This window comes from Shewanella morhuae, from assembly GCF_900156405.1.
Lineage (GTDB): Bacteria > Pseudomonadota > Gammaproteobacteria > Enterobacterales > Shewanellaceae > Shewanella > Shewanella morhuae.
The window spans coordinates 71,737-84,196 of record NZ_FTNN01000015.1; the positions used below are offsets into that span (position 1 = coordinate 71,737).

10 protein-coding genes are annotated in these 12,460 nt (G+C 42.8%); 2 read left to right on the forward strand and 8 right to left on the reverse strand.

What is annotated here, in order from left to right; genetic code table 11:
- Window positions 1–865: 865 nt before the first annotated feature.
- On the forward strand, window positions 866–1,930 hold the full coding sequence (locus BW947_RS15630; RefSeq protein ID WP_076501242.1) for a porin: 1,065 nt from the start codon (window positions 866–868) through the stop codon (window positions 1,928–1,930).
- A 205-nt stretch (window positions 1,931–2,135) separates the two neighbouring features.
- Here the strand turns inward: BW947_RS15630 and parC are convergent, their stop codons facing one another.
- From parC to nudF, 7 genes are read right to left on the reverse strand one after another with little or no spacing between them, the layout of a single operon-like run.
- Window positions 2,136–4,412, reverse strand: coding sequence for a DNA topoisomerase IV subunit A (gene parC, locus BW947_RS15635; RefSeq protein ID WP_076501245.1), 2,277 nt, complete (start codon window positions 4,410–4,412; stop codon window positions 2,136–2,138).
- Window positions 4,405–5,589 (reverse strand): PQQ-dependent sugar dehydrogenase, encoded by a 1,185-nt coding sequence (locus BW947_RS15640; protein ID WP_076501316.1) that lies wholly within the window; start codon window positions 5,587–5,589, stop codon window positions 4,405–4,407. Before BW947_RS15640 ends, parC begins: the two co-directional genes overlap by 8 nt.
- A gap of 48 nt (window positions 5,590–5,637) precedes the next feature.
- On the reverse strand, window positions 5,638–7,524 hold the full coding sequence (gene parE / locus BW947_RS15645) for a DNA topoisomerase IV subunit B (protein ID WP_076501247.1): 1,887 nt from the start codon (window positions 7,522–7,524) through the stop codon (window positions 5,638–5,640).
- A 55-nt stretch (window positions 7,525–7,579) separates the two neighbouring features.
- The gene (locus BW947_RS15650) at window positions 7,580–8,155 is read right to left on the reverse strand and encodes a YqiA/YcfP family alpha/beta fold hydrolase (protein WP_076501250.1); all 576 of its coding nucleotides are present in this window, start codon (window positions 8,153–8,155) and stop codon (window positions 7,580–7,582) included.
- 36 nt (window positions 8,156–8,191) lie between these two features.
- Window positions 8,192–9,031, reverse strand: a complete 840-nt coding sequence (gene cpdA, locus BW947_RS15655; protein ID WP_076501253.1) for a 3',5'-cyclic-AMP phosphodiesterase — start codon at window positions 9,029–9,031, stop codon at window positions 8,192–8,194.
- 15 nt (window positions 9,032–9,046) lie between these two features.
- On the reverse strand, window positions 9,047–9,487 hold the full coding sequence (locus BW947_RS15660; RefSeq protein ID WP_076501255.1) for a DUF1249 domain-containing protein: 441 nt from the start codon (window positions 9,485–9,487) through the stop codon (window positions 9,047–9,049).
- Window positions 9,488–9,499: 12 nt separating this feature from the next.
- Complete coding sequence (gene nudF, locus BW947_RS15665) at window positions 9,500–10,102, reverse strand: ADP-ribose diphosphatase (RefSeq protein ID WP_076501257.1); 603 nt, start codon at window positions 10,100–10,102, stop codon at window positions 9,500–9,502.
- Window positions 10,103–10,345: 243 nt separating this feature from the next.
- On the opposite strand from nudF, the gene tolC reads away from it, so the two are divergent.
- Window positions 10,346–11,653 (forward strand): outer membrane channel protein TolC, encoded by a 1,308-nt coding sequence (gene tolC / locus BW947_RS15670; protein ID WP_076501259.1) that lies wholly within the window; start codon window positions 10,346–10,348, stop codon window positions 11,651–11,653.
- A 100-nt stretch (window positions 11,654–11,753) separates the two neighbouring features.
- On the opposite strand, the gene BW947_RS15675 is transcribed toward tolC, so the two are convergent.
- Window positions 11,754–12,458 carry a TIGR04219 family outer membrane beta-barrel protein gene (locus BW947_RS15675; protein WP_076501263.1) on the reverse strand — a complete coding sequence of 235 codons (705 nt, stop codon included), beginning with the start codon at window positions 12,456–12,458 and terminating at the stop codon, window positions 11,754–11,756.
- Window positions 12,459–12,460: the final 2 nt, after the last annotated feature.

Sequence of the window (12,460 nt, forward strand, 5' to 3'; positions counted from 1 at the left end):
ATACTTGCTTTAGTATTGAATCGATACCAACGGATACGGCTCAATAGCAACACCCAAAATTTGGCGTGGATTCTAAACTATCTCAACATAAACTGAAATCACATCGTCGGGTGTCTTAAGCTAATATATAAATCAACTGTAGTCGGACTAGCTTGTGAGGGATTTCAGCCGTAGCAGTGATCCATTTAACTTATTCATCACTAGAGTATTTATGAATAATCATAGCCGTCTTGTGATTTGTCATGCGCAAACACCAGCATAAATAGGTAAATGTGTAAAATCCATAGCATCACAGGCTGCATTTTTGCATTTAAAGACTAAGACTATGGTCTATGGTCGCGAGATACGTTTTTGGAGCTCTGCCTATAAAACACGATAAAGTAAGCCTCTGGTAATAACACAAACTCCTCAAGTTAAACATTGATTTAAAAGTGTATTACATGAAGCCATATACATTATCTATTGATGAAAATAATGCATCCCCCCTCTTTAGCCGTTTAAATCTTCTCCTATTCACAAATCCACCATAGATATCACTGATTTGCTAGAGTATTAGTATATGCTACAGTTATTTCCGCCGATGTACTGCTTAATACAATCTGTCACACCTACCACTTAAGCAGTAAAAAAACATAACGGTTTTACTCTTTTTAGGTAAATTTGCAGTCACTAATTGTGAAAGCACCTAGAGACAGCCTGTTTATGGGTAACAATAGCCAGAAACATGATCTGTACCACAGCTAAAGAATCGTAAAACTGTAAAACTCGGCAACAACTTTTGTTACCAATATCAGTAGCAAATGTGTAAAACCACACAAAAACCATGAAAAATGGATAAGAACTTAGGTTCGAGGGAGCACAAAACATGAAAAAGACACTCATTTCTGCATCAGTTGCATCTGTACTGGCATTGGCTTCATTCGGTGCGCTAGCCGAAGGCCCAAGCTTCTATGGTCGTTTAGAGCTTGCTTTAACCAATACAGAAACTGGTGCTACTCTACAAGGCGGCACTAATGGTGTTGATACCAGTAACTACGCCGATGAAAACAACTCAGGCACTTATTTAGAAAATAACTTTTCTTTATTAGGCGTTAAAGGCTCAGAAAAGATTGCTGATGGTTTTGAAGCTATTTATCAAATGGAATTCCAAGTTGAAAATACTTCTGGCACAGGTGATGTATTCAAAGCCCGTAACACCTTTATAGGTTTAAAAACTAACGCGGGTACAGTGCTAGTGGGTCGTAACGACACTGTATTTAAACAAGCTGAAGGCGGAGTGGATATTTTCGGTAATACCAACGCCGATATCGATCGTTTATTAACAGCTCAAACTCGTACTGCTGATGGTGTTTGGTATTACTCACCAAAAATTGCTGGATTAATCACATTAAATGCCAACTATCAATTTGACGGTAACGATACAACAGCGAAAACCTCTGAAAGTTTATATGCACTAAGCGCAACTCTTGGTGACAGCAAGTTTAAAGAACAAATCTATTATGCAGCTGTCGCATACAACAAAGGTATTGCAGGTGTTGATGCATACCGCTTAGTTGGCCAAGTAAAATTAGGTCAATTCAAGGTTGGTGGTTTATTCCAGAACGCAGAAGATGTTGTAAATAATGATATCGATGGTAATACTTACTACGTCAACGTATCTTATGATTTGAACGGTGTAAACCTGAAAGCTGAATACGGTGCTGATGATGCTGGCTTCGGAAGCTACTACAAAAACGTGAATAAAGGTGGTTTAACTGGTACTGATATCGACGTACAAAACTTCAACGTGGGTGCTGACTACCGTTTAGCTAAATCAACTATGGTATATGGTCAATACGCTATGTACCGCGGTGATCATGTTGTTGCCGGTAACAAAGTCGATCTACAAGATGACAACGTATTCTCTGTAGGCGTACGTTACGATTTCTAGTCTCTAATTAAAGAGATAATTAACAACCTACTGTAGTAATACAGTAGGTTTTTTTATATCTCGAATCTGACTAGCGATTGACATTCGATAATGAAAAACAAAAAAGTCACCTAAAAACTCAGGTGACTTTCGCTAATCTATTACGAGTTGATATATTGCAGGCTAGTGCATCGCACTCTTTGAGCACTTTTAATCTATCAAAGCATTAGATGCTCGTTAATGGCTCTCCGCCGTCACCGAGCTCAACACTATCGACACGTTGTAAGCCTCGCGGTAACTTGGCCCCACGGCGACCACGCTCGCCACGATAGTGCTCTAAATCGCTCGGCTTAAGTGTGAGCTTGCGCTTACCCGCCCACAGAGTGACGGGCGTATCGCTTGGCACGAGCTGCAAGTGCGTCATTAACTCGTCGCGACTCTTCGCCCTTTCTGTCGGGATGCCGATGATCTTATTGCCTTTACCTTTAGATAATTGTGGCAGGGCATCAAGGGAGAACAGCAACATTCGACCTTCGTTGGTAATGGCTAAAAGTGACATTTCTTTAGTGCGATCAATCAACTTAGGTGTTAACGATTTAGCGTTTGTAGATAAGCTTAACAAAGCCTTACCCGCTTTATTGCGTGATACCATATCGTTGTATGAACAAATAAATCCATAACCAGCATCAGTCGCTAACAAGTAGCATTGATCCTCTTCACCCATCAACACATGCTGCATGGTTTCACCAGGCGCCATATTAAAACGAGTGGTAATTGGCTCGCCTTGGCTACGTGCCGAGGGCAACGTATGGCTGTCGGTTGCAAATGCCCGCCCAGATGAATCAATAAATACCGCCGCTTGATTGCTGCGCCCCATGGCGCTGCAAAGGTATTGGTCACCAGACTTATAGGACAGAGATAACGGATCAATATCATGGCCTTTAGCGCAACGTACCCAGCCTTTTTCAGATAAAACGACTGTTACAGCCTCTGTTGGAGTTAGCTCTTGCTCAGTTAAGGCGCGTGACTCATTACGCAGCACTATGGGTGAGCGACGATCGTCACCATAGGTTTGTGCATCTTGGATTAATTCTTTTTTGATCAACGTTTTTAAACGACGCTCAGAGCTCAATAACTGCTCAAGCTTTTCACGCTCGGCTTCAAGTTCATTTTGCTCGGCGGTGATTTTAAATTCTTCTAGCTTGGCTAAGTGACGTAATTTTAACTCAAGAATCGATTCAGCTTGTTTATCACTCAGTGAAAAACGTGCCATTAACTCGACTTTAGGTTCATCATGAAAACGAATAATCTCAATCACTTCATCAATATTGAGAAACGCGATCATTAATGCTTCGAGAATATGTAGCCGCGAAACCACCTTATCTAAGCGATATTCTAAACGGCGCTTAACCGTATCGACTCGAAATTCTAACCATTCAGTTAATAAGGTTTTTAGCCCTTTAACCCGTGGTCGACCATCGAGACCCAGTACGTTTAAGTTAACTCTAAAACTCTTTTCTAAATCCGTGGTCGCAAATAGATGCGCCATAAGCTGATCACAATCGACACGATTTGAACGAGGCACAACCACCAGACGCACCGGACTCTCATGGTCAGACTCATCGCGTAAATCCGCCACCATAGGCAACTTTTTTGCCAACATTTGATTGGCGATTTGCTCTAAAATTTTGCCGCTACTGGCCTGATGAGGCAATGCAGTAATAATAATTTCACCGCCATCAACGGTGTAAACTGCGCGCGCACGCAAGGACCCGCGCCCAGATTCATAAATTTTTGCAATATCGGCCGAGGGGGTAATGATCTCTGCTTCAGTTGGGTAATCAGGGCCCGGTACAAAGGCCATTAATTGCTCGAGCTCTAACTTTGGATCATCGAGTAAGGCAACACAGGCCGAGACCACTTCTCTGACGTTATGCGGCGGAATATCTGTCGCCATACCCACGGCAATACCCGTGATCCCATTGAGTAATATATGCGGTAAGCGAGCGGGCAACACTTTAGGTTCTTTTAACGTACCGTCAAAGTTTTCGCCCCAATCAACAGTGCCTTGACCCAGCTCACTGAGTAACACTTCAGAAAACTTAGATAAGCGCGCCTCGGTATAACGCATGGCCGCAAATGACTTTGGATCGTCAGGAGCACCCCAGTTACCTTGACCATCAACCAATGGATAACGATAAGAAAATGGCTGCGCCATCAATACCATCGCCTCATAACATGCGCTATCGCCGTGGGGATGATACTTACCTAATACGTCACCAACTGTACGGGCCGATTTTTTATGTTTTGACTGAGCCGATAAACCTAACTCACTCATCGCATAGATAATTCGGCGCTGTACAGGTTTAAGCCCATCGCCAATATGTGGCAAAGCACGGTCCATAATGACATACATGGAATAATTCAGATAAGCCTCTTCGGTGAAGCGCCGTAATGGCATTTGCTCCACTCCATCGAGACTTAACTTGATTGCGTCACTCATCTTTTTCTAGTTCCTGTGGTGCTTCAGTACTATCGCTATTCGTTTCATTTTTGAAGAACAAACGATAAACGTTACCTTTTAAATCATCTGAAATGTACATCACGCCATCATCAGCGGATAACAAGCCAAAGGGACGAGCGACGGGAAACTCACCATCGAGGAAACTGACAACCGTTTCACGGCTCACCACTTTTTGGTCTTCAATCTTTAGCATAACCACTTGGTAGCCCACTTTACTCGAGCGATTCCAAGAGCCATTTTCGGCGACAAACAACTGGTTATGATACATAGGCGGAAATTGACTGCCGCGATAAAAAGCTAATCCTGTTGGCGCCACATGTGCGGGTAACTCATATACAGGGGTAGTAATTTTTAAGTTTTTAGGCCTTTGATAGGCAGGCTCAACAACCGTGCTAGCGTGTAAATAAGGAAAGCCGTAATGACTCCCCATTACATCCACACGATTGATTTCGTCGGGAGGTAAAATATCGCCCATCCAATCACGACCTCGGTCGGCAAACCATAATTTACCATCGATGGGCGACCAATCGAATCCACTGGCATCGCGCACACCAGCAACAATTTGCTCACTGGCGCCAGTATCAATATTAATCGCTATAATGCTGCTGTAAGGCACTGGAGCCTCACATACGTTACAAGGCGCTCCTATCGATACATATAAGCGGCCATCAGGACCAAAGTTAATCGCCCGAGAACTCTTTTTTTCTGAGTAAGGTAAATCGCTGTATACTTCTTTTGGCCGACTTGGCCGACGCAACCTTTGTTCAATATCAACAAAGCGTACAATTTGGTTTTCAGTAGCAACAAATAAGTCACCATTGTGGAATGCGATCGCATCTGGTGAGGTCATTCCTTTAGCTATCACGTAGCGTTTATCAACATTACCGTCTTGATTGGTATCCACTAAAGCATGGATAGTGCCACTCTTGTGGGAGCCAACAAATAGCGTACCATTAGTACCCATTGCCATCTGCCTAGCATCACCCACATCTGAGGCATAAAGTGATAAACCAAAACCTTTAGAGACGGTAATCATTATCGACTGAGAAGCCGCCAACGCGCTATTGCTCGTCAATAACATGCTGCTTATTAATAGGGTTAAATAAGCAGGCAATATCTTCAAGCAATTATAAGTATTAGTTTTTTTATACAACATTGTCATTTTATGCCTATGTTTTATTGTTATCGGCAATAGTGCACAACATTAAAGTAAAGCCATGTCACCCTTATCTTCAAGCCAGTTTTTCCGGTCTGGTGAACGCTTCTTCGCCAGTAGCATATCCATCAAAGCATCGGTCTCTTCGTTATCATCTATGGTTAACTGTACTAAACGACGGGTGTTTGGATCCATCGTTGTCTCACGTAATTGTAACGGATTCATCTCGCCCAAGCCTTTAAAGCGGGTAACTTGTACCTTACCTTTTTTATTCTCTGCAGCAATACGATCTATAATTGCAGCTCTTTCTGCTTCATCCAGAGCATAATAAACCTCTTTACCGATATCGATACGAAACAGTGGTGGCATGGCAATATACACGTGGCCCTGCTCAACCAATATGCGGTAATGCTTCAAAAATAGCGCACATAATAAGGTCGCGATATGCAGTCCATCGGAGTCGGCATCGGCAAGAATACAAATCTTGCCATAACGTAATTCAGAGATATCACTGCTATCTGGATCGCACCCAATTGCAACCGAAATATCGTGCACTTCCTGCGAAGCTAATACCTGCGAGGCATCGACTTCCCAAGTATTGAGGATTTTGCCTCGCAGCGGCATGATTGCTTGAAACTCACGATCGCGAGCCTGTTTAGCACTACCACCCGCAGAGTCCCCTTCAACGAGAAATAACTCTCCTCGCATCGGATCTTGGCCGCTGCAATCGGTCAATTTACCCGGTAGCGCAGGGCCTGAGGTTACTTTTTTACGGGCGACTTTTTTGGCAGCCTTTAACCGACGCTGAGCATTATTAATGCACATATCGGCTAAGGATTCAGCTAATTCGGTATTCGAGTTAAGCCACAGTGAAAAAGCATCGCGCACAACGCCAGAAACAAAAGCGGCACATTGACGACTAGAGAGCTTTTCTTTCGTTTGGCCTGCAAATTGTGGTTCTTGTATCTTCACCGATAAAATAAATGCAGCCCGATCCCAGATGTCTTCCGGTGAGAGCTTGATGCCACGGGGAATTAAGTTTCTGAACTCACAAAATTCCCGCATAGATTCCAATAAACCTTGGCGAAAACCGTTTACATGGGTACCACCAAGCGGCGTGGGGATTAAGTTAACATAACTCTCACCGATTGACTCGCCGCCCTCTGGTAACCAAGTAATTGCCCAATCAGCGGCTTCCAATTGTGCTTTAAAGCTGCCAACAAAGGGCTCTTCAGGCAACATCAAATTATCGCCGATAGCGGCTTTTAAATAATCAGTCAGGCCACTTTCATAAAACCATTCATGGACTTCATTGGTTTGCTTATTGGTAAACTTAATCCGCAAGCCTGGGCACAATACCGCTTTAGCGCGCAGTAGATAAATCAGTTTCGAATTAGAAAAATTCGCCGAATCAAAATAACTCGGATCGGGCCAAAAATGCACTCGAGTACCCGAATTACGGCGACCACAGGTGCCAGAGGGATGTAAGTCCTCAACCTTAAAACCATTTTCAAAAGCAATATCATACACTTGACCATCACGACGAACGGTCACTTCAACACGGCGCGATAATGCGTTGACGACTGAAATACCAACGCCGTGTAAACCACCCGAGAATTGATAGTTTTTATTGGAAAACTTACCACCAGCATGTAGTTTGGTGAGGATCAACTCAACCCCAGGAATACCTTCTTCAGGGTGAATATCCACCGGCATACCACGGCCGTCATCGGTGACTTCAAGGGAGTTATCGCTATGTAAAATGACTTCAATTTTGGTTGCGTGGCCTGCTAATGCTTCATCAACACTGTTATCGATAACCTCTTGGCCTAAATGGTTGGGTCTGGAGGTGTCGGTATACATACCTGGACGGCGTTTAACAGGATCGAGTCCGTTGAGAACTTCAATGGCGTCAGAGGTATATTGATTGGTCATAGGGCACGCTATAGGTTATATATCCGGCCATGTTGCGGCTGTGGATGTCGGTTTGTCAAGGTAACTGTAAAAATTGGCTTACAGTTTGCAAGTGCGATGCATAACCCATAAAACTATGATCGCCCCCTGCTTCAATTCGTAATTGACAGTGATGATATTTATTAAGTGCTTCACGATAATCGAGCACCTCATCACCTGTCTGCAATAATACCAAAAATCGGTCCGGATTGTGGATAATAGTCGTATTAAATTCAGCAACTTCCGCCTTATGCTCCGGTAACACGACATAATGTTGTTTTGTATAAGGATTAAATTGTGGCCCCATAAATTCATCAAACAATTCAAAGGGTTTTACCGCGGGATTCACCAAAACAGCTCGCCCCCCATAGGTTTCAGCTAAATAACTAGCAAAATACCCCCCTAAGGATGAGCCTATATACGCTAATGGTTCATTAGCATTAATTGCCGCCTCAACATAAGTCGTTAACAGTGCCATTGCAGCCCGAGGTGTATTGAGCAATTGTGGCTGATGAAAGGTCACACTAGGGTGATGCAGCGCCATATATTTAGCGGTCATCACAGCTTTGTCTGAAAATGGCGAGCTATTAAATCCATGAATATAAAGCAGCATATATACCCAAATATCCTCAGGCTGCGGCTATTCTACTTAATAACCGCTAGAGTTGTTGTCGGGGGAAAAATGGTTACCCGGTACGCGATACACTTTAGTGTTGATGCTACCATCGGCCTTTAACTCCAGCAAACGATAACCTGGCTGGATGCTATCTAAAGCAAAATAAGGTGATAATGGTTTAAATTGAATACAAGTGGAAGGTGTCGCCATCAACTGTAGATTGCCATGAGGCCCTTTGTGATAGGTATCGATACATTGATGCACATGCCCCCAGAGTAATCCTTTAACCTGCGGATATTGGGCTACTCGCACTAAAAATTCGGCACCATTATCCATACAGTGCTGATCAAGCCAAGTGCAATTAACGACTATGGGGTTGTGGTGCATCACCAGCAAAGTGTGCAGATGAGGATGCGCTGCAATAGCTTTGTCAATTAATTCAAACTGACTATCGGCCATATTGCCGCCAGGTTTGCCGCGCACAGTCGAATCCAACATGAGTATTTGCCAATTGCCTGCGAGAATACGTTGCTGACCAAAGATCTGCTCACCTTGCATATGTAAATACATGATCCGCGGATCGTCATGATTCCCCGGTAGATAATGACAAGGTAAATCAACAGGTGTAACAGCTTTTACAAATTGTTGGTAGGATTCAGCGGAATAGTCTTGGCTCAAGTCGCCAGTGGCGAGCATCAAATGAGCCGGATAATCCACAGCTCTAATGGTATTTAATACGGCGGCCAAGCTCTTATAGGTATTGACCCCCAAGAGCTGAGCTTCAGGATCGGCAAAAAGGTGCGGATCAGTGATCTGCACTATACGTACACTTTCTCCTTCAGTTATGGAGTAAGAGACAGCCTCTTTCAGCACATTGAATACCCAATTCTAAGGTCGGCACACAACACTATGTTGGTAACCAATCTTTAATAACTCTTCCAGGAATGCATTCACCTGGTACTTTTCATCACTTTGATACATGCGGACATTAGGGTAATCATACACTGGGCGTAATTGATAAATCTGTTGGCCAGTTAACACTTCTGCTAATTTAGCATCATGATAAATTCTCACTAACACCTTGGGAGTATTGATAAAGTCTTTAATAGCAAGCGGGCGAGATATCTCAACTAATTGAGTATATTTGGTATTTTCTAAAATACGCACTACTAATGTACCAAACTCACCTTCGAGTCGCCATGACTCACCGATAGCAATCTCTAACGGTAACCATTTCAACATATAACTATAATTACGCCCGCACAGCGCCAAAAAATTACTGACGTTGGGTTTATAGCGTTGTTTTAACTGTAGATTCGAAGCGGTCAAATTATTCCCAACTTAACGCAGTTGCTGATAGTTTAATTGCAACCATTGCAATCCAATAACGGTCGATGCATTGTCTATCTCGCCGTTAAGCATACTATTATAGGCTTGCTCACGGCTCATAACATGCAATCGGATATCTTCATGTTCTTCAGCTAATCCGTGCAATCCTCGGGCCTCACTTGAATCGATATCAGCCCAATAGAAATAGAAACGCTCTGTGCTACCACCTGGGCTCGCCAAATAGCTATTAATAAAATGCATATTATCAGCGACAAGGCCTGTTTCTTCAAATAACTCGCGGTGGGCAACGTCGACAGGTGTTTCTTCGGGCGCAATCATACCCGCGACGAGCTCCATAAGCCAAGGAGATTTAGTCGTTGCTAATGCAGGAAAGCGTACTTGCTCAATAAGCACTATTTTATCTTGCTTAATATCATAGGGCAGTACCACAACAGCATGGCCGCGCTCAAAGACTTCACGAGTGACAGGTAGACTCCAACCACCGGCAAATAATTTATGTTTAAAGGTGTACTCATCGAGTGAAAAAAAGCCTTGGTATAAGGTTTTTTTTCCTATGATCTCAATATCCTTTTGCGAAAAAACAACGGGTTTCATAGTCTATCCTCAGAAATTAAATTTGCGCCTATAATCAAGGCAATTTGACACATTTTTAAAATAAAATCTGTTACACTTCGAATTTGACTTGAAAGTGTTAGAATTCTTAAACTCTAGGTCATTAAGTTTTAGCTGTATCGGGAAGCGTCGGGAAGCGCAAACCGCCTTGATAAAGGCATTACTTAGTCTAAACAAAGTTAAAATGTTCTCCCTTGGGGGGATTTTGTCTAATAAGGACAGCAAATGAAATTTAAGATCCATACTTTATGCGCAGCATTAACGCTTGCGGCTTCCGCTTCAGTGGTACAAGCTGACGATTTATTGCAAATTTATCAGCAAGCACTGACAAGCGATCCGCTTGTATTGCAAGCTCAGGCTCAACGTAATGGTTTGTTTGAACAAATCGAACAAAATCGTGCGCCTTTGTTGCCAACCATTAGTGCTAACGTCGGTTATGACAAAGCATGGAATGATCCAAAAAATGATACAAGTGGTCTAGTCGGTAGCCTTACACTAAATCAAGTCATCTATGATCATAGTGCTTGGGTAGGTTTAAGCCTTGCAGAGAAAGCCGCATCTCAAGCTGATTCAGCTTACGCATCAGCACTACAAAACTTGATTACGCGTATTACTAAAGCCTATTTCGATGTATTAACCGCTAAAGATAATTATGAGTTCCAAGGTGCAGAAAAGCGCGCTATCGAACGCCAACTTGAGCAAACTAAACAGCGTTTCGCGGTAGGTTTAACTGCTATTACCGATGTCCATGAAGCTCAAGCACAATATGACTTAGCCTCAGCAACTGAAATTTTAGCTGAAAATACACTAGCTAATAGCTATGAAGCCTTACGTGAAATCACAGGTATCGATCACAAGACTATTAATGTATTAGATACTAACCGTTTCTCGGCCGTTACACCTGCGCCAACATCATCGAGTGAATGGTTAAAGATTGCTGAAACCAATAGCATAGATCTGATGACTCAACGTATTGGTAAAGATATTGCCCAAGAAACCATTAAGCTTTATCAAGCGGGCCACATGCCATCTTTAAGCTTAAATGCGGGCTACAACAAAGGACTTGAACAGAAAACCGGCAATATCAACGATCCTGATTTCGATAATGTTAATGTTGGTGTTAATTTAAGCATTCCGATTTTTGAAGGTTTTAAAGTCAGCTCACAAGTTAAGCAAGCGCAATTTCAATATGTTGAAGCGAGTGAAAAACTTGAGCAAGTCTACCGCGGTGTAGTGAAGGATGTTCGTAATAACTACAACAACGTCGGTGCATCAATAAGCTCAATCAAGGCTTATGAGCAGTCAGTATTATCATCAGAAAGTGCGTTAAAAGCCACTCAAGCAGGTTTTGAAGTGGGCACTCGTACTATCGTTGACGTATTAAATCGTACCCGTGACTTGTACGATTCAAAACGTAAATTGTCAGATGCTCGCTACAGTTACATCAATTCGATTGTGGCGCTAAAGCAAGCTGCCGGCACCTTGAATGAAGATGATGTCATTGCTATCAATAATGGTTTAAAAGCAGAGTAATATCGCTCTCGATATTAAAACTTGCTTTGAGACTTATTTTAGAGACATAAAAAAACCGCCGATTGGCGGTTTTTTTATGTCTCAATCCTAACGTAAAGGATTAGAAGTCGATTTCTACACCCGCAAAGTATCCTTTAAATGTAGTATCTGCACTCACACCCGAGAAATTGCTCACGTCAAATAGAAACTCACGATAACCCACACGAACGCGTGTATCAACAGTCACCCCGTCAAACTCCCAGCCAAGACCAACAGCATAGTCATAGACACTCGATTCGCTCGCGCCAACCATCAAATCTGCAAAACCAAACAAACCTATGCCAGGAATCCCCACTTCACCACTGGCGTAACCCATGATGATACCATCATCGATATCTTTCTCTTTTGGAGGAACCGCATCTTGCACCCTAAATGAACCATGCATTAATTTATAAGCAGCACCCAGGTCCAATGACACTATGTCATTGTCCAATATTTCGTAATACAACACGAAATCCGTGTTACTCAGATCGGTAAAAGCCGTCACACTCGAATTAGCAGAGTCACCTTTTTGATCTAGGCTATTTTCACGGATTTTAATATTAGGGATAAATGGAATGGGATGCTCAAGCGCAACCCAATAGCTCCCCTGTGCAGATGAACTATAATTAAAGTCTTGTTGCGGTTGGCCTTTATCAGCAAAGGTACCATTAGTATCAGCATACCAATAATCACCACCCACTTTAAAGCCGAGTACGGTCGCCGCTTGGGCAGACGTAGCAATACAACATCCGAGTATCGCACTAACGAGAAGAGTTTTTTTCATAA